The sequence below is a fragment of the Ruegeria sp. BHSB064 genome (assembly GCF_059613205.1).
On sequence record NZ_JBXWSB010000025.1, the window covers coordinates 1 to 17,488 of the forward strand.

The following is a 17,488-nucleotide window of genomic DNA, read 5'->3' on the forward strand; positions in this document are numbered from 1 at the left end:
CGGCGAGGATGGTTTGCTACCAGCACCGCCGCACGACGCCACAGGGCATACGTGGCACCACGATGATGAAACGCTCTTCACCTTGACCAAATTTGGCCTGGCCGGACTGATGGAGAATGCGCCCGCAACTGGTATGCCGGTCTATGAAGGAGTGCTCAGCGATGAAGAAATCATTGCAGTGCTGTCCTTTATTAAATCAACCTGGCCTGATGACATTCGTGAGTATCACGACGAACTGAATGCCCAATCCGAATAGAGGAAAACTCAGATGATCAAACAAACTCTTCTTGGTTTGGCCGTAGCGATGGCTCCAATGCTTGCGGCTGCGCATTCAAAGTCCGAGGCAACGACACCGGCTGACGGCGCGACTGTCACGGACGTGCCGGAGCTTTCCATGCGGTTCGATGATCCGATGCGCATCATCTCGGTCACGCTGACCTCACCCGATGGCGACGTTAAAATTGAGCGCGAGATAGGTATGGACCCCGCTATGGAGTTCCGCGCTATGCCTTTGGAGGAGCTTGCACCCGGAAGCTATCGTTTCGACTGGCGCGGTATGGCTTCCGACGGTCACCCGATGCAGGGCAGCTTCTCTTTCACGGTAACTGAGTGACCGGACTGGCCCCCATTGACGGTGTTGTCGTCTTGGCCATTCTGGCGAAAGCACTTGGCTACGGTACGGCGCTGCTGGCGATGGGTAACGTCCTGTTCGCCGTCCTCTTTGCCACGCGCGCCGAAGTGTCTGTTTGGCGCCTTGCCAGGCACCTCGCGGTCGGTGCCGCGCTACTCGGTCTCGCCGTTCTGGTTTTGCGTTTCGGCATTAGGGCGGCGCGGATATCCGGGATGGGCTTTGAGGGCGCGACGGACCCAATGATGCTTGGCTTTGTCTGGGACAGTCCACTTGGCACCGCCGCGATTTGGCGAGGAGTGGGTGAACTCGCGATATTGGCAATTTTGCTCCCACGCGTCGGGCAGTGGATCGCTTTGGCGGGCAGCCTTGCCGTTGCGGTTTCCTTTGCTCAGGTGGGACACTCCCTCGGAGAGCCAAGGGGGCTTCTCGCAGTCTTACTGGTTCTGCATCTGCTGGCTGCCGCGTTTTGGGTTGGCGCTCTCCTGCCTTTGCGCAAAGCGGCGCTCACTCCAACCGGGGCCGATCTACTGCACCACTTTGGCAATGTCGCTGCTTACGGAGTTGCCGTCCTGATTGTTGCAGGCGCAGCGCTCGCGTGGCTGCTTTCGGGCTCCGTGACCGCTTTGTTCGGAACGGCCTATGGATTGGTGCTTCTGGTCAAGGTCGTGATCGTTTCTACCCTTCTTGGTCTCGCGGCGCTGAACAAGCTGAGATTTGTTCCGGCTCTCAGGGCTGAGACGCGTGGTGCGACACTTGCTCTACGACGTTCGATTTCAATTGAGATGTTGGCTGTTGTCCTGATCCTGTTTGCAACGGCAACGCTAACCAGTGTGACGACACCTCCCATCAATCTCTGACGGCTTATAGTCCGAAGCCGGAACTGCAAAGCCTTGTTACGAATGTCCGCTTTGGGCTGCCTCCAGTCATAGACACAGAAGTCAGCGAAGGTCGACAATGAGTCCGAAACCACAGGATGCTGCATGCTTCTCGAAAGACAGTGAAGCGCAGAATGCTGACTTTGCAAATTTACGAGAACGGCTCAAATGAAATTGCCTTTAACCAAGCAGCAACAAGTTGGGGGTGTCGTCTGGCAAACTTACCGTTCGCAGTATCCCAACAGAATCTCTGAGCGGAACCCGAAATTGCTTTAAGGTTGCGTAAACAACGTTGGTTCCTCACTTTGAGAAAACGTAATCCATAGCAAGATTGAAAGAGAATTAAATGAAACGCCTGTTTCCATCTCTTCCCGAGAACGCAACGCTTGGAAGTGTTTATCAAGCCTTTCCAGACAAGCTTTCTCCGCTTTGTGCGTACGAAAGCTTGGTGATGAGGGGCGAGAGCGATCTCTCGGTTGCTGAACGTGAATTGATCGCAGCCTATGTCTCGGGCTTGAATGCTTGTGCGTATTGCCATGGAGCGCACATCGTGTTTGCCAAAGCCTATGGCATTGAAGTCGAGACAATTGAGGCGCTGATGGAAGACCGCGATACGGCACCCGTCGAGGACCACCTCAAACCCTTACTTGCATACGTCGAAAAGCTCACCGTCTCGCCATCCCGAATGACGGAAGCCGACGCAAATGCGGTCTACGCGGCAGGCTGGTCAGAGAGCGCGCTGTTCGATGCTATCCAGGTCTGCGGTGTCTTTAATCTCGTGAACCGCTTCATAGAAGGAACAGGTGTTCAAAGCCCTGGCACCGATCCAAGAGAAGCGGACGAAGCCACTTTAAACCGATACCGCAGTGACAGCTTCTATACCGATTTCGGACGAGAGAACGGCCTCGACATCCCTTGAATTGATGTTGTTCTAACGTTCGAACCGCTACGAAAAACTGGCCCAATTAAGCGGCAGAAGCGTCCTTACCTCCCGAGGTCAACCAATTGGTGGGTACCAGTCGGCACCCTCGGTTATCTTGGAAGATCCATGTTCAAACCTCGATGATCCCCCCTGCTTTTCGCAGTTAACCCATTGTCTGATAAGGTTTGGAGACTTGTGGGCTTTGTAAGGGGGGGGAGAGTTGCTTAAGTTTGGCGCTGAAACAACGAGATTACTAGAAACCGCGTATCAGGGAGCCGAATTGACACGGCGAAGACAGGCTTCATTTGATGCGCTGTGCCCGGCTCCCGGTGAGACTATTTTGGACATCGGCTGTGGCAACGGTCTGTTAACAGCGGAGTTGGCCCGCGCAGTTGGCTCGGATGGCTATGTCATCGGGATCGACCCAAGCGAGGATATGACAGCGGCCGCAAGAGAACGATGCAGCGACTACGCAAACGTGGAGTTTCGTGCTGGTGCTGCAAATAGCTTGCCCATTGAGGATGAGAGTGCTGACAAGGCCGTCTCGGTACAGGTCTTTGAGTACATCGAAGACGTAGAAGGTGCGTTGGCTGATACGCTGCGGTGCGTCAAACCCGGCGGGCGCCTCGTCATCAGCGATCTACACTTTGGCAGCTTGATTTGGTTCAGTGACCAACCTGACAGAATGCAAAAGATGCTGACTTCCTGGAACCAGCACTTTGTGAGTGGTTCCGTTCCGGAAAGACTGCCCGCACTGATAAAGGATCGGGGCGACCATGTGGAAGATGTCTTGTCGTTCACAATGACAGATCACCAGCTAAAGCCTGATGGCCTCGCAATCATGATGATGCACCTCATGAAGCAATACGCTGTTGCAAATGACCATGTTGATCCCACCGTAGCGCAATCGTGGTTTGACGAACAGCATAGCCTTGCAAAAGTTGGACGCTTCTTCTTTTCGATGACCCAATTTGTTGTCGTGGTGCGCAAAAAGGGGTGATTGAGCTAAGTAAATCGGCCTGGGTTCTTTCGCGGGCTTCATGAAAGTCTCGTATTGGTACTTACTCAATTGCGACAACACAGGTGCGTGGCTGTCAATTCCAGCTTGCAGCTGTATTTGGCGTGATCTAATCGCCCTGTTCGGCCGATTGTCACCAAGTGTTTTCAGAACCTTTCTGGATACAGACTCATCATGTTCTGAACGTCCAGCTCACTCGAAAACGCATCGGGATTACTCCAGATCACGTCATTAATATAGTCGCGTTCCGCGTGAAGATCGTTGGCTGTAGGCTGCGGCTTACGGGTTTCGGGGCAGGCTCTTTTGGTCCAACCGAACAGTCCACCAAATACGGTCCAGATGCTGGGTGACATTGTATGGGAAGCCATCTCATGGTCCTTTCCGAGTTGCCTGCGCTGTCGCAACAACAGTAACTGTTCACCTGTTTTTCTGGTATCCGGCACAAAATTGTGCTGTTCTACAAAAATGAAGAACGGGTTCCGAAATTGGTCGGATATTCGTGTGTTCCTCTCTGTCTTCAGAGAAGGATCGACACTTGCGGCCTCTAGAAAGTTAAAGGTCTCCCAACCAACGGTCGCCCGACGCATTGATGTTCTCGAAAGAGAAATAGGCTTGACGCTTTTTGAGCGCGGTACGCACGGGTTCAAACCGACCCCAGAAGCCCTTCGCCTTGTTCCCCTCGCCGAAGCCATCGAGGCTTCAGTCCTTGAATTCGCCGATTGCGCGAAGGAATTGACGTCGACACAACCCATCCGTATCACCGCTTATTCGGCAAACTTCTCCGCACGCATGATTGAAATCGTAAACGAGTTTTCCGCCGACAATCAGGATGTCGCATTCGAGTTTTTGTCCAGCGTTCGGGCGCTGGACCTGATGGCGGGCGAGGCCGACATTGCTTTGCGCCTTGCAAGAACCGATCCCGATCCTGACCTGATCTGTCGTAAGATCAGCACGGCCCGGTGGTCTTTGTTCGGCAGCAGAAATTACGCGGACAAATTTGGCTTACCGGGGTCAACGAATGATCTGGCCGGGCATCAGTTTGTTACCTTTCAGCGGGACGATGTACCGAATGTATTCCACGAATGGTTGACCAATCATGTGGAGCCGGGCCAGATCGTCATGTCTTTCACTGAACTGGAGCTAATGCATGCGGCGATCAGGTCAGGGCAAGGCCTTGGGATCAGCAATGTCAAGCTGGTGGAAACAGACATGTCTTTTATCCGATGTTTCGACGAAATCCCCGAACTTGCGGTGCCGCACCTAATGCTCATTTCGCCGGAAGCCTATCGTCGGCCAGAGGTTAGAGCCTTCGTTAAGTTCTTCGCACCTCGCTATGCGGCAATCTACAAGTAGTTATTTAGGCAAAAAGGATTGAGAACATGCGAACAAAATAGTTTGCATGTACGCCACGACCGCAGCAATAGAAGCCTTATGTAGCGAGCCCAAGGATACTCTTGAAGATGACAATGGGAGATCAAATTGATCGCCGCGCCCCAGTCGCTGCAAACCGCCTTAACTCCGACATGCCATCACGTGGTGCATGACCAGGTTAAGAACTTCAACATCGTTCTGGTTAAATGTCTGGTATCGGAATTTGACCGTTCCCCGGTCTGGCTTCGAACGTGATGGTGTAATTGCCTCAACCGTGACGCGCACGCTGATCGTGTCACCGGAATACACCGGAGCCAGCCACCGTACCTCGTCCATACCATGTCCACCCAGATTGGTGCCGGTAAGTACACCAGTGTCGCGGAACAACCTGAAAGTAAGCGCTATTGTTTGAAATCCACTGGCAATGAGACCGCCGAACATCGACTCTGCGGCAGCCACTTTGTTAACGTGGAAGGGCTGCGGGTCATGAACCAGTGCGAAGTCAATAATCGCTCCCTCGGTCAGCGTGACGCCACCGGTTTCGAAGGTTTCGCCAACCGACAAATCGTCGATGTATTTTCCGCTAGCCATGGCAAAAGTATAGTTTGATGCAGACTCAACCGTCAACGCGGAGCCAGGCTCGGCCGCCACTAATGTTGCATTGTCTTTCGACCATGGCAAAGATCGTAATGGAGAACTAAGTCAGTGGTCGTTGACCTATGCCGCGGCGACAAATAGGTGCGCTTCTTGCGGTACGTGCAATACGCCTTCTTTGTCATATCTAGACAAAGCGTCTGCAACCTCTTCCACGACCTTGTTGGTGACGTCAGCACCTGCATCCTTAAGATCGGTTTCGATTGGCAGCGCCATGATTTGCGCGCGAAGATCAATAAATCTTCGCTCAAGTACCAATGGCTCGTGACGAGCTATCTTGAAGCCTGCATCGACCAACAAGTTCGAAATGAGGTCCCCATCTCGAAACGAAAAAGGCGCTCTGGCTTTGACTGCGGCATCTGTTCCAACATGCCGTTCGAGAGCTTTTGCAAGCGCTCCATTGAAGGGCGACACTGCGCGCCAACATGTCAAAAATAGCTGACCGTCATTGCGTAAGATCCTATGAACTTCCTGCAAAGCGGCGGATTTGTCGGGGAAGAACTGAAGCCCCTGTTGTATGAAGGCATAGTCAAACGTAGCATTTTCGAAAGGTAACTCAGTTACATCTGCTGCATACCACTCGAGCACATGACGACAATCCGGCTGATTGGACTGCGCGACCTCAATCATGGTTTCGTTCAGATCTACGCCAACAACCCGGCCTTCGCCCGTCAGTTTCCTTGCAATCTCTCGCGTCAAAGCCCCGGTGCCGCATGCAATGTCGATAACACAAGTGCCGCTTCGAAGCTGAACCTTCTCCATGGTTGCTTCAGCCAATGGGCCGAACATCGCAGGCACACTATGGTTGTTGTACTTCTGCGCAGCTTCTTTGGTCAGCCGGAATTTGTCCGTCATCAAAAAATCCTCCTAGCAATGCGTCAAAAACGGACCACCCTCAGTGACCCAAAATCGTAGTCTCACGACGTTTCAACCGGCAGGCTCTCATCGGCGCTCCACTCAGCCCATGAACCATCATACAGGCGGGACTTTTCAAACCCCATTTGGCGCAACGCAAGGAGCCCACAAGAAGCAGCTATGCCACGGCCGCAATAGGCGATGACCTCATCGTCAGTTTGAATTCCTTTGTCCTGATAGTGCTTGAGGAGCTTGGAATGATCCGCCAACTTGAATGAACCACGTTCCCTTAGTTTAGCTGCACGTTCGGCAATGGGTATGTGTGCCAAATCCGGATCGATGTTCGATATCGCCGGTATGTTGACGGCACTGGGAATATGTCCCGAGCGACCTCCCCATGTGTGAACTCCGTCGCCTCGGAAGAGGTTGTTTGGTAGAAAGTCCACAATTCTGACTCCGGGCTTACCCATCGCATCCAAGACATCAGCTTTGCGGGCAATCCAATTGCTCTGCACTGTTGGTTCAAAGTCACCATGCTCAACGGTTAGATCGCCAGTTTCAGTGGTCCGACCTTCGAGTTTCCATTGCTGCAAGCCGCCGTCCAAGACCCGCACGTTGTTATGGCCATAGTGCGAAAGTGCCCACCAAAGACGCGCAGACGCCAACGGAAGCCCAGAGTCATCGTAGACCACGACATGACTGTCGTTGGAAACACCCAACTCTCGCATCTTTTCCCCAAAATCCTCTGGCCCGAGCATCATATCGGGAGTGTTCTGAGTGCTGTCTGCAAGCTCTGTCGACATGCCAACATACACTGCGCCAGGAATGTGCTCGGCCTGGAATTCGCTCCTATCATCATAGGCCACGCCCTTGCCGTTTTCCTCCCTAAACTTCCAGCGAACATCAATGATGCGTAGTTTCGGGTCAGTCAGGTTATCTGCCAACCAAGCCGTATCAATGAGCGGGCGAGTTTGGGTAGTCATACCTACGTTCTCCTCTAACCGGACGCGGGTCGAGCCGTATGCAATAATCCCCAAATTTGGTTTCGGAGTCCAATTTTGGAAAATCGATATTTGATGAAGCAACTATGGTTTGAACGGCTTTTAGATGATTTCATGAGGCTTCTGAAAGAAACGGATGCTGAAATCATGGCGCCTCGTACCGTCGATTTCCTTTGACTCGTTTATGGCTAGGCATGCTCATATAGCTAACTGACGGACAGGTTTGGTACAGATAGTGGAAGGTTTGGATGCTTGAAGATCGATACGGAAGCCCGCTAACGACCACATCACAAACTGCGCGAGACGCCTACGTTGAAGGCATCGACCGTTTTCTGGGTGCTTTTGATGATGTTGAAGAAGCCTACCGATCAGCAATGCGGGCAGATGATGGTTTTGCTATGCCGCATGTTGGGCTTGCGCGCTACCTTGTTACTGTCGGGCGTGGACAAGATGCAAAGCGTGAAATAGCCGTCGCAAAAGAACTTTCGCATGGCGTCAGCCCGCGCGAAGCCGCCCAGATCGACATTATCAGCGATCTCATTGAGGGGCGTGCACCGCAGGCCTACAGGCGCATCCGAGATCACGTCGCAGACCATCCGCGAGATATTTTGCTTGCTCAGACATGTACCAGCGTATTTGGCTTAATAGGGTTTTCAGGTCAGGCTGGACGCGAGGCAGAGCAGCTTGCGTACACAACCATGTTAAAGCCACACTATGGCGACGACTGGTGGTTTCTCTGCCAGCATGCATTTGCCCAGATGGAGGCCGGACAGATCGGCCCGGCCGCGGAAAACATTGAGCGCGCACTTGAGTTGAAGCCAGACAGCGCACACAGTGCACATGTCAGGGCCCATCTCTACTATGAGAATGGGGAGACGGACGCTGGCTACGCTTATCTTCGCGAGTTCTGGCAAGACTATCCCTTCACAGCGTATCTGCACTGCCATCTCAGCTGGCACGTCGCTCTGTGGGCGCTTGAGAGCGGCGATGTGGCAGGTATGTGGAAGCTGTTCGATGATTATGTTTCCCCCGACCGACCTCCTGCGCCGCCACTTAACGTTTTGACTGATAGTGTAGCAATTGTTCACCGCGCCTTTTTGGCTGGCGAGCAAATACCTCAGGAGCGTTGGCAACAACTCAGCGACTATGCTGTTCAGTTCTTTCCTTCACCTGGTTTGGCTTTTGCGGATGTTCACGCGGCTCTTGCGCATGCGATGGCTGGAAACAGAGAGCGTCTGGAAACAACCATTGACGGCGCAAAGGGACCCGCAGGCCCCACCGTTGCCTCAGTCGCAGGCGCATTCCGCGCGCTTGCGGATGGAAATGCGGATGAAGCGATTGAGAAATTCGTAAGTGTCATGTCTGAGCACGAACGCCTTGGCGGCAGCCGGGCGCAACGCGACATTATTGAGTTTTCATTGGCGCATGCGCTGGCAATTTCGGGACAATCGAATGAAGCTCGACGCATTCTCAACATGCATCGACCGCATACCTCTCACGACCATGCAGTTGCCACGCTAGAAGGATAGGGTGCCCGCATTTTTGACGCCCGCAATGTGCGCAAATTACACGTTTTCAACGCCAGTTAGAACAGAAGCTGTCGCACGACGTTACCAGGCCCCGAAAGTATTGGTTGGCGGAAAAGACCAACCTGACTGCCGACATCAGCTTTCTCAAAAGACCGTCTTAGGTGTGCGAGCGGTGTTTGTGGTCTTGTCGGTGGGCTAGTGTGGAGGGATTGGACGACGCGTCACTCACGCGGCCAACAAGTTGATCAGTCGCCAAGAAGAGTGCTTCGATCAAATGGAGTTCAAATAAGATGGGTCTATGCCTTGGATCGGCTTTGATGTCGCTAGTATCGAGAAACAGCCCATTGTGGTAATCTCCTACCTTTAATTAGGGGGTTATTGTGATGGAATACTATGATCTAGGTAGCTACAGCCGAAGGATCACAACCTCGTCGGACGAAGCCCAGCTTTGGTTTGATCGTGGTTTGGCTTGGACTTACGCGTACAACCACGAAGAAGCGATAGTATGCTTTCAGAATGCCGTGGCTGCGGATCCAAATTGCGCAATGGCGCACTGGGGTATCGCGTATTGCATTGGGCCGAACTACAACAAGCCCTGGGAAACATTCGAAGAAGACGAGAAGCCTGACTGTATCGCCTTGGCAAAAGCGTCAATCGAGGCTGCTGCGTCATTAAAGGACAAACTGACGCCTGTTGAACGCGCGCTCATCGAAGCCATTCCAGCGCGTTATCCATCCTCATCGGATATTGAGGATTTCAGCCCCTGGAATGATGCCTTCGCTGATGCGATGCGAAAGGTTCACTCCGAATTCGATCAGGACCTGGACGTGTCTGCGATTCTGGCCGAGTCGCTCATGAACCGCACACCTTGGCAGCTTTGGGATTTGCCGACCGGAAAGCCCGCCGAAGGGGCCGATACACTTGAAGCCATAGCAGTCCTCGAAACTGCATTTGATACACTCCCCGGAGCATGGGAACACGCAGGGCTCCTGCACATGTACATTCACCTGATGGAAATGTCGCCCCACCCCGAACGGGCACTGCGTCACGGCGATGTGCTCAGCACGCTGGTGCCCGAGGCCGGGCATTTGTTGCACATGCCGACCCATATCGACGTGTTGTGCGGAGACTACATGAACGTGGCACTGCGCAATCACAAAGCCATATTGGCAGATCGAAAGTTCATGGAACGCGAAGGCCCTGACAACTTCTATTCCGTTTACAGGTGTCACAACTACCACTTCAAAATCTACGGAGCGATGTTTTTAGGGCAACCATCGGCAGCACTGGAAGCTGCTGATGAGCTTGTCGAAACTTTACCTTCAGAGACACTTCGGCCAATGGCTGATTGGTTCGAGGCGTTCATTCCTATGAAACAACATGTATTGATCAGGTTTGGACGCTGGCAGGCTATCCTTGATCAGGAGTTACCTGAAGATGCGGAGCTCTACAGCGTCACTATCGCCATGATGCGGTATGCAAGGACGGTTGCCTTGGCCAACCTACACAGGGTTGCCGAAGCCGAGAGTGAAAAAGCCAAGTTCTATGATGCTCTGGCCAGAGTTCCTGAGACCCGAATGCTGTTCAACAACACATGCCGGGACATTCTGAAGGTCGCTGAGCAAATGATGCTGGGTGAGTTGGCCTATCACGCAGGAGAGCACGAAACGGCCTTTGACCACCTGCGAAAGTCAGTCGAGATCGACGACAACTTGCCGTACGACGAGCCCTGGGGCTGGATGCAACCCACCCGTCATGCGCTGGGTGCTCTTCTTCTTGAGCAGGGCCAGATGGAGGAAGCCGAAGCTGTTTACCGTGCAGACCTTGGCCTGGATGCAACGCTTAGCCGGGCCTGTCAGCATCCGGGCAACGTCTGGAGCCTGCATGGCTTGCACGAATGTCTCGCCCGGCGCGGTGAAACGGTCGAAGCCACCCACATTAAGCTACAACTGGACAAAGCCACTGCCCGCGCCGAGGTGCCGATCAAGGCATCGTGTTATTGCAGGCAGAAGGCTTTGGCCGCAGAGTAGTCACTGATCAACAGCAATGGCTGGGGCATTTGCGAGGTCCGCTTCTGCCGTTGACCGGGACTTGTTTAACTTCGTTGATGGCAACCGTCTGGGCGACCACAAGACCGGCAATCATCGCTTGGATGCCGTTTTGCGGTAAATCAGCCGCATGGTAGCATAGCGTAAGATTTGCAGTCGGGGGGCAACATGGTCTTAACATTCGCACAAATGGAAACTCAGGAAATATCCAAAGCAAATCCAATTTCAGCAACTGACGCGCTGGCTGTACTGATCGAAGACCCCAACGCACTTGTGGTGGACGTAAGGGATAGCGCTGAAATTGCGGCCACAGGTATCAGCCCGAGAGCAATTCCGGCTCCTGGTCGCGCCGTCGCTTGGATGGCAGACCTTGAAAGTGAATACAGATCTCAAGAGTTACAGGATCGTGCAAGGCGAATTTTCACCACCTGTGGCGGCGCTCCTAGTTACCGAGGCGCGGCAGCGGCAAATGTATTGACTGCGATGGGTTTTCAAAACGTGCAGTTTATCGATGGAGGGATGGCGGCTCTGATCGCAGCTGGCTCCTCCACAAAGCAGCCTTAAAAAACGGCGAAACCAACGGTCTTAAGCAAACAGAGCAGAGGGGTAAATAGATACGTCTCAGCTTCCAGAGTTGTGTCTCGATACGACTTGCGACTGAGATTTAAGCCAGTTGACGAACACCTTAGCCTCGGGGCGCTGAAATTCTGCCTGCGTCTGGATGTAATAGACGCCGAAGAGAGGCTCAGAGAACAATTCAATCATCCGACCAGATGACAGATCGTCCTCGAAAAAAGCTCTGGCAGAATACGTGATACCGTCACCCCGGCGAACCGCAGTCATGATCAGGTTCCCCGGCATGTGATTTATGGTCAATGGCTCGAGAGGTACGACCCCATGATAGGTGAACCAGTCGGCCGCCTCGTTTGTGCCCAGTTCCTGCAACCAGGGCAGCTTTGTCAGAGAGGCCGGGTCACGCAGATCTTGGCCTTCCACCAGTGAAGGCGCTCCGATCACGACCATGTCGGTGACAAGGACAGTATCCTCTTCTTTTTTCGGCATGCGTCTGTCGTGATACCGAATGGCGACATCGATGCCGCCTGGTCTTATCTGAACCAGTTCCGAAGTTGGGTTCAGCATCAAAGTGATATCTGGGTGTTCACGTTGAAACTCTGCCATTCTCGGCAACAGCCACTCCACCGCGAATGCTGGTGACATTGTCACTTGAACGGGACGCTGCGCTGTGTGTTCTGCCAGTCGTTCGACACCCCTTCCAATGATTTCAAAGCCGATACCCAGTTCACGCGCAAGAATGATGCCTGGCTCTGTCAATTCAATGCTGCGCCCACGTTTAGCAACAAGAGCTACACCCAAGTGCCTTTCCAACGATTTCACCTGCTGGCTGACAGCCGCTTGGGTCACGTTCAAGCGTTCAGCCGCTACAGTGTAACTCCCAGCCTTCGCAACCGCTGAGAAGGCGCGCAAAGCGTTCATTGGGGGAAGGTGCAACCAATCCATACTGTAGTTTTTCTAAAGTTTTGTTAGACTATTTGAGTCGCATGATATCGACATTCTTGACATTGTTCACAGTGAAATCTGCGCTGCTATTATAAAATATTGGAGCGGATGCTTTAGTGCTGATGTCAACCTAGCCGCATGCCAGGAGATCTTGATACGATGGAAAAACTTCAAGGTGGATGTTACTGTGGTGCTGTTCGATACCAGATTGCGACACCACCTGTCTGGTCGGGACATTGCCATTGTCGTTCATGCCAAATGGCCCTTGGCGGTGCCTTTGTAACTTGGGCTAAAGTGGCAGCGGAAGACTTCGTAGTTATCAAAGGCGAAATCCAACACATTGAGAAAACTCCGGGTATTCGCCGCGGGTTTTGTCGGGACTGTGGAACGACGTTGACCTATGCCGCCCTAAATGAAGTAGAGGGCCAAGACTGGAGCGCTGACGCTTGGTTTTCTGCTGTAACGTTGGACGACCCATCGATTGCACAACCCATGGCCCACATCTTCGTGTCACATCAGCAGCCATGGATAAAACTCGACGACGGGCTGCCGACGTTTCCTGAATTCTAGATAACTTTCCGAGCGAACAGAGGAGAAAGCGATGAACGCTGCTTATTCATATGCCTGCAAGGATTGCGAGGGCATGGAGGCCTGCCCAGGGAAAGTGATCGCAGCGACCAAAGATGAAGTATGGAAACTCATGGAGCTCCACGCGGTGGTCGCTCATGGAGAGGACCCCAGCTCGTGGGATGCCGACACTCGGGCATATCTGGAAACACTAATAAAGCCCGCTTGATCAAATAAATTAAGCTTCAAGTTCCTACGGATAATCGGCCAAAATTATCAACTTGGTTGCTTAACCGCGAAGGGCAGCATTCGTCTGCTACTGGGAAATTGCTGGGCCCATTTGTGAGTATCCGGGTTTGGACTGCGGCCTACCGCCAAGGCGCCTAGAAGCGCACGGCCATCACGAACCCAAATCGGAAACGTGTGAGATTAGTTTGCATCACAAACCATCCTGCTACAGCGAAACCTTGCTCCTATTCAGGCAAACCGGCTAGTCGCAATGACGCACAGTCTTTCTCCAGCCTTTTTCTGTCAGAGAAAAGTTGAGTATTCGCCCAGTCCGATATGGAAAACTGAGGGCGGTATTTCATCACATTCCGTGCTTCATCGCGAGCGGCCTCAAGGTTCTCCGTCTCTACATGGACGATTACGAGGTCGAGGTGACCAAAGCCTTCAACCCTTTGACCATATTCGGTGAATGCTTTCTTGGCTTCCTCGTATTGACCGTCGAGTCGAAGGGCTAAACCCAGAACGCCTGCATACCAACCTGGATAGTGAGGGTTCAGGGTAATGGCTTGTTGTGCGACTTGGATCGCTTCATTTGCCTGGCCATTGAAAGCTAGGGTGATTGACAGTCTGGCAGCCACGTCAGCGTGGTTTGGATTCAGCGCTAGTGCCTCGTTGAACTTCTCGATAGCCGAAACCAGCTTGCCATCGATTGCATCCGCAAAACCCGCAATAGCGTGAGCCTCTGGGTTGTAGCTGTCTATTTCCAGAGCCCGCTGAGCGCAGTCACGAGCCTCCGCTAGCGCGGCACGCCGGTCAGCAACAAATCCATGTCGTGCTTCGACAGTGCAAATGAATCCCAAAGTACAATACGGAGCCGAGTAACCCGGGTCGAGTGCAATTGCCTGTTGTGCAAATCGGCGAGCGTCGGCCTGAGCTTCCCTGGTAATTCTGCGCGAAGCCTCAACGGCCTTTAGTTGAGCGGTCCACGCGCCTAGGTTATTTGTGCCGGATCCTCTGAAACGAGCCATTTCTCCCGCCAACAGTTCGACTTGAAGCTCGGTTGCAATCCTAAGTGCGATTTCATCCTGAACTTCGAATACATCTTCAATGAGGCGATCATAGCGGTCTGCCCAAATATGCATGCCGGACTTTGCATCGATTAGCTGTGCTGTGATCCTCACCCGGTTACCGCTTTGACGGACACTTCCCTCAAGAACAAGATCGACACCCTGCTCCAGACCGACCTGTTTCACGTCAACGGAGCGACCTTTGTAGACGAATGTAGAGTTACGCGCGACGACTAGTAAATTCGGGAGTTTTGATAAAGTGGTGATGATCTCTTCGGTAATTCCATCTGCAAAAAACTCCTGATCCGGGTCAGAAGAAAGATTATCGAAAGGTAAGACGCCGATTAGCAGAGACTTTGTATGGCTAGCCGGAGTTACTCGCGGTGGGGCAGAACCTGGCGGCGACCATTGGAAAACTTCTATTGGTGACGGCGCGTTCTTAAACTGTCGCTCTCCAGCGCGATAAAATTGCTCAGCGAGGCGCTCGTCAAGGCTGCGATGGACGACATCTGAAATTAACACAGCCCCTTCGTTGGAAGCCTCTTGTAGACGTGCAGATAGATTGATGCCATCGCCGAAAATGTCATCTTCGTCGAATACGACATCTCCAAGATGCACACCCACTCGTAGTTTCAATGAGGACTGAGTCGACACCTGGCTTTGAAGATCAAGGGCGCATCGTACTGCATCAGATACCGAGTTAAACTCGACTATCCATCCATCACCCATCCTCTTAACGACATTACCTCGATGATCGCTAACCAAAGGATCAAATAACTCTCGACGTAGAACACGAAGTTCGCTGAGAGTCCTATTTTCATCTGCCTTAATCTGGCCTGAGTAGTTTACTACATCTGCCGAGAGTACTGCGGAAAGTCTGCGGTCTCCATTCATGTCTATTGGTAACGCAAATTACGCTGCTTGGAAAAGACAACATGATTTCCTGAACGTCGCGCATGTCCTAGTGAATGGCTTAGTGCAAAACTGAAAAGCGTGACTGTGAATGTCTGCTTCGGGCTGCGACCTGCCGAATGCACCCGTAACACACAGATAGCTCAGGAATGACCGCAGAGGGCTCGGAGCCGACCCGCGGGGATGCAGAGCCAAGGTCGTCATTTCCTCAAACTGAACGTCAGCTTGCATTCGTAGCTTACTTTGTGTTCGCACTCGCGGAGAAAGTCCGCTTCCCGCCGAGTTTTCAAAACCACTTTGCCGGGAACCGCAGTAACCCGACAAATGTGGAAAACAAGATTGAAGGGCATTCACGCAAAAAAAAGTAGACGCTGTTTCCTATAGATTCAGCTGCATAGAATTGAAAATTCAAATCTTATAGGTATCCCGTGAAAGCACTTGGCCGATAGCTGATCTATCGAAAGAATCTTCGGCGTTCTCGGTTTTTTTCCCAGGCACAGATGCTCCAGCAGGGTCGAGTTTATCCTTTGCAATCTCCTGTGCTTCTTTTGCACCTCGAATGAGGCTATCGCCAATCTTAGTCATCGTTCTCTGCAAAATTTTTTGTTCATATCTGATTACACTATTTGTCGTGCATGTCTTCTAAGCGAGATGCTGTTCTCTCATGGTTTCAAACTGTCGCGAGGGCGATTGGCCATTTTTTCTGAACTCTGTCAGGTGGCCAGGATTTACAGCACCCCTGACCACCCTGCCCTCACGCTTTTAATGCTCTATTCTTCACTGTCTTGAGAAAGCGAAGGCTCAAGCGCTTCGAGCAACATTCGCTCATGGCGAATTGGCATATCATCCACGCTCCAAGCGCGCCGACGGTCAAGCCAAACTTGTTCAAACAGCTCTTCTGTCAGAACAACAAAGGAAACTCTTCCTCCGTGCCTAAGCCAAGTCGGCCCCTTGGAAGCATGCTCGGTCAGACTAAATGCCGTATCTTGGAGCATCTCAACGTCAAAACGTCTGCCTTGGATTGGTGGTTATTTTGGTCGTTTCATTCGTTTTCCTTTCAATCCGCACAACAGCAGGCACGGAGAAATCCGTGTTGGGTGCGATTAAGTGGAAAACGATCAGGGCATGATCTCAGCTAGCATGACTTAATCCTGTCGGCAACGGCGATTGGTGGCACGAACCGGCCACACCTCAGGCTTGATTGGAAAGACCGCAACGCGGGACAATCCAGCCTCTGGTGATGAGAAATAGCATGTGCGCTTAACATCTAGTCCTCGGCCTTGGCGTCAGGATGTCCGAAAGCGCGCTTGACCTGTTTTGCGCTCTTATGTTTCCCAAGGCGGCTTCGCGCCGACCTCCGCGATCAGAAAGTCCATGAACACCCGCACTTTGGGGGATACCACGTTCGACTTGGGATAGATCAGCCACAAGACGTTGTCTTCACCAGCCTCAAAGTCTGGCAGAACCCGTTTCAACCGGCCCGATTTCAGATGATCATGCACGCTCCATAGGGCGTTCAAGGAAATCCCGGCCCCGGCCAGTGTGGCGCGGACCTGGCTTTGGCCGTCGTCGATAATCAATTGACCTTTGGTTGAAGCGGGATCGAAAACGGCTTTTTCGCCCTCCAATCCTGTCAGCGAGCGCGGTTGGCGGTTTTGGAACGCGATCAGGTGGTGATCCGTCAGGTCGGCAGGTGTTTCAGGTGTGCCGCAGGCCTCAAGATAAGCCGGCGCGGCGCAGAGAATGCGCCGATCATCGGCCAGTTTGCGGCCTTTCAGACTGGTATCGACAAGCGGCGCGTTTCTGAGCGCAAGGTCGTAGCTGCCCTCGATCAGATCGAACTGCACATCCGACAGGCGCAAGTCGAGAGTGAGGTCGGGGTGCTGTTCAAGGAATTTCGGCAGGATTGGTGCGATGTAGAGTTGTGCAAAACTGCTTGGCGCCGCGAAGCGCAGTGTACCCTTGATCGTTGTCGTCTGCTTGCCCAAGGCTGCTAGCGCTGCCTCTTCCTGTGCGATGATCTCGCGGGCGAAGGGTAGGAAATCGGCCCCTTCGACCGATAGCGCGACTTTGCGCGTTGTGCGGTGCAAAAGCTCGGAACTTAAAGCTTGCTCCAGCTTGGCCAGCTTTGCGCTGGAAACGGCTGGAGCCATACCCAATGAGCGCCCCGCCGCACTGATGTTCAACATTTCCGCCGCGCTGACAAACAGCCGGAGCGCGTCTGTATCAAGGCCCATTATATTCGATTCCAGAATTATCATTCCATGATCATGGTGTTTATCTGCAATTGGA

At 52.8% G+C, this 17,488-nt stretch carries 17 protein-coding genes; 10 read left to right on the forward strand and 7 right to left on the reverse strand.

Translation table 11 applies throughout. The features are described from left to right. From AC2FNU_RS08360 to AC2FNU_RS08385, 6 genes are all read left to right on the forward strand, one after another. Positions 1-256: c-type cytochrome (locus AC2FNU_RS08360; RefSeq protein WP_496787074.1), on the forward strand; the 256-nt coding region annotated here is incomplete at its 5' end. A gap of 12 nt (positions 257-268) precedes the next feature. Beyond that, positions 269-613 carry a copper resistance CopC family protein gene (locus AC2FNU_RS08365; RefSeq protein WP_171672739.1) on the forward strand — a complete coding sequence of 115 codons (345 nt, stop codon included), beginning with the start codon at positions 269-271 and terminating at the stop codon, positions 611-613. After that, positions 610-1,488, forward strand: coding sequence for a CopD family protein (locus AC2FNU_RS08370; protein ID WP_496787077.1), 879 nt, complete (start codon positions 610-612; stop codon positions 1,486-1,488). The genes AC2FNU_RS08365 and AC2FNU_RS08370 overlap by 4 nt, the downstream gene beginning before the upstream one ends. A 364-nt stretch (positions 1,489-1,852) precedes the next feature. Continuing rightward, positions 1,853-2,425 carry a carboxymuconolactone decarboxylase family protein gene (locus tag AC2FNU_RS08375; RefSeq protein WP_496787079.1) on the forward strand — a complete coding sequence of 191 codons (573 nt, stop codon included), beginning with the start codon at positions 1,853-1,855 and terminating at the stop codon, positions 2,423-2,425. Positions 2,426-2,708: 283 nt separating this feature from the next. Next, a complete protein-coding gene (locus tag AC2FNU_RS08380; RefSeq protein ID WP_496787081.1) occupies positions 2,709-3,428 on the forward strand; it encodes a methyltransferase domain-containing protein in 720 nt (239 codons plus the stop codon). 357 nt (positions 3,429-3,785) lie between these two features. Beyond that, positions 3,786-4,799, forward strand: coding sequence for a LysR family transcriptional regulator (locus tag AC2FNU_RS08385; RefSeq protein WP_496787082.1), 1,014 nt, complete (start codon positions 3,786-3,788; stop codon positions 4,797-4,799). Positions 4,800-4,958: 159 nt separating this feature from the next. Here AC2FNU_RS08385 and AC2FNU_RS08390 read toward each other — a convergent pair whose 3' ends face one another. From AC2FNU_RS08390 to AC2FNU_RS08400, 3 genes are all read right to left on the reverse strand, one after another. Next, a complete protein-coding gene (locus AC2FNU_RS08390; protein WP_170644971.1) occupies positions 4,959-5,408 on the reverse strand; it encodes a MaoC family dehydratase in 450 nt (149 codons plus the stop codon). A gap of 126 nt (positions 5,409-5,534) precedes the next feature. Beyond that, positions 5,535-6,326 carry a class I SAM-dependent methyltransferase gene (locus AC2FNU_RS08395; RefSeq protein WP_496787086.1) on the reverse strand — a complete coding sequence of 264 codons (792 nt, stop codon included), beginning with the start codon at positions 6,324-6,326 and terminating at the stop codon, positions 5,535-5,537. Between the two features lie 62 nt (positions 6,327-6,388). Then, positions 6,389-7,309, reverse strand: a complete 921-nt coding sequence (locus tag AC2FNU_RS08400) for a sulfurtransferase (RefSeq protein WP_496787090.1) — start codon at positions 7,307-7,309, stop codon at positions 6,389-6,391. Positions 7,310-7,575: 266 nt separating this feature from the next. Between AC2FNU_RS08400 and AC2FNU_RS08405 the strand changes: the two genes are divergently transcribed. The 3 genes from AC2FNU_RS08405 to AC2FNU_RS08415 all read left to right on the forward strand — a co-directional run bounded on the left by AC2FNU_RS08405 (position 7,576) and on the right by AC2FNU_RS08415 (position 11,468). Further along, positions 7,576-8,856 (forward strand): tetratricopeptide repeat protein, encoded by a 1,281-nt coding sequence (locus tag AC2FNU_RS08405; RefSeq protein WP_496787092.1) that lies wholly within the window; start codon positions 7,576-7,578, stop codon positions 8,854-8,856. 383 nt (positions 8,857-9,239) lie between these two features. Further along, positions 9,240-10,886, forward strand: coding sequence for a hypothetical protein (locus tag AC2FNU_RS08410; protein ID WP_496787094.1), 1,647 nt, complete (start codon positions 9,240-9,242; stop codon positions 10,884-10,886). Between the two features lie 186 nt (positions 10,887-11,072). Next, positions 11,073-11,468, forward strand: coding sequence for a rhodanese-like domain-containing protein (locus AC2FNU_RS08415; protein ID WP_170805202.1), 396 nt, complete (start codon positions 11,073-11,075; stop codon positions 11,466-11,468). Positions 11,469-11,525: 57 nt separating this feature from the next. On the opposite strand, the gene AC2FNU_RS08420 is transcribed toward AC2FNU_RS08415, so the two are convergent. Then, a complete protein-coding gene (locus AC2FNU_RS08420; protein WP_496787102.1) occupies positions 11,526-12,398 on the reverse strand; it encodes a LysR family transcriptional regulator in 873 nt (290 codons plus the stop codon). Between the two features lie 183 nt (positions 12,399-12,581). Here AC2FNU_RS08420 and AC2FNU_RS08425 point away from each other — a divergent pair, with 183 nt between their 5' ends. Further along, positions 12,582-12,992, forward strand: coding sequence for a GFA family protein (locus AC2FNU_RS08425; protein WP_496787105.1), 411 nt, complete (start codon positions 12,582-12,584; stop codon positions 12,990-12,992). Between the two features lie 470 nt (positions 12,993-13,462). Here AC2FNU_RS08425 and AC2FNU_RS08430 read toward each other — a convergent pair whose 3' ends face one another. The 3 genes from AC2FNU_RS08430 to AC2FNU_RS08440 all read right to left on the reverse strand — a co-directional run bounded on the left by AC2FNU_RS08430 (position 13,463) and on the right by AC2FNU_RS08440 (position 17,457). Continuing rightward, positions 13,463-15,178, reverse strand: coding sequence for an adenylate/guanylate cyclase domain-containing protein (locus AC2FNU_RS08430; protein ID WP_253282942.1), 1,716 nt, complete (start codon positions 15,176-15,178; stop codon positions 13,463-13,465). A 426-nt stretch (positions 15,179-15,604) separates the two neighbouring features. After that, positions 15,605-15,781: a hypothetical protein gene (locus AC2FNU_RS08435; RefSeq protein ID WP_496787111.1), complete on the reverse strand. Its 177-nt coding sequence runs from the start codon at positions 15,779-15,781 to the stop codon at positions 15,605-15,607. 740 nt (positions 15,782-16,521) lie between these two features. Further along, positions 16,522-17,457, reverse strand: a complete 936-nt coding sequence (locus AC2FNU_RS08440) for a LysR family transcriptional regulator (RefSeq protein WP_496787115.1) — start codon at positions 17,455-17,457, stop codon at positions 16,522-16,524. Positions 17,458-17,488 lie beyond the last annotated feature (31 nt).

What these genes read in the sequence shown, in the direction of transcription:
- AC2FNU_RS08365 (WP_171672739.1), top strand. Translation starts at nt 269, where the DNA reads ATGATCAAACAAACTCTTCTTGGTTTGGCCGTAGCGATGGCTCCAATG.
- AC2FNU_RS08375 (WP_496787079.1), top strand. Translation starts at nt 1,853, where the DNA reads ATGAAACGCCTGTTTCCATCTCTTCCCGAGAACGCAACGCTTGGAAGT.
- AC2FNU_RS08385 (WP_496787082.1), top strand. Translation starts at nt 3,786, where the DNA reads ATGCTGGGTGACATTGTATGGGAAGCCATCTCATGGTCCTTTCCGAGT.
- AC2FNU_RS08390 (WP_170644971.1), bottom strand. Translation starts at nt 5,408, where the DNA reads ATGGCTAGCGGAAAATACATCGACGATTTGTCGGTTGGCGAAACCTTC.
- AC2FNU_RS08395 (WP_496787086.1), bottom strand. Translation starts at nt 6,326, where the DNA reads ATGACGGACAAATTCCGGCTGACCAAAGAAGCTGCGCAGAAGTACAAC.
- AC2FNU_RS08400 (WP_496787090.1), bottom strand. Translation starts at nt 7,309, where the DNA reads ATGACTACCCAAACTCGCCCGCTCATTGATACGGCTTGGTTGGCAGAT.
- AC2FNU_RS08405 (WP_496787092.1), top strand. Translation starts at nt 7,576, where the DNA reads ATGCTTGAAGATCGATACGGAAGCCCGCTAACGACCACATCACAAACT.
- AC2FNU_RS08410 (WP_496787094.1), top strand. Translation starts at nt 9,240, where the DNA reads ATGGAATACTATGATCTAGGTAGCTACAGCCGAAGGATCACAACCTCG.
- AC2FNU_RS08415 (WP_170805202.1), top strand. Translation starts at nt 11,073, where the DNA reads ATGGTCTTAACATTCGCACAAATGGAAACTCAGGAAATATCCAAAGCA.
- AC2FNU_RS08420 (WP_496787102.1), bottom strand. Translation starts at nt 12,398, where the DNA reads ATGAACGCTTTGCGCGCCTTCTCAGCGGTTGCGAAGGCTGGGAGTTAC.
- AC2FNU_RS08425 (WP_496787105.1), top strand. Translation starts at nt 12,582, where the DNA reads ATGGAAAAACTTCAAGGTGGATGTTACTGTGGTGCTGTTCGATACCAG.
- AC2FNU_RS08430 (WP_253282942.1), bottom strand. Translation starts at nt 15,178, where the DNA reads ATGAATGGAGACCGCAGACTTTCCGCAGTACTCTCGGCAGATGTAGTA.
- AC2FNU_RS08435 (WP_496787111.1), bottom strand. Translation starts at nt 15,781, where the DNA reads ATGACTAAGATTGGCGATAGCCTCATTCGAGGTGCAAAAGAAGCACAG.
- AC2FNU_RS08440 (WP_496787115.1), bottom strand. Translation starts at nt 17,457, where the DNA reads ATGATAATTCTGGAATCGAATATAATGGGCCTTGATACAGACGCGCTC.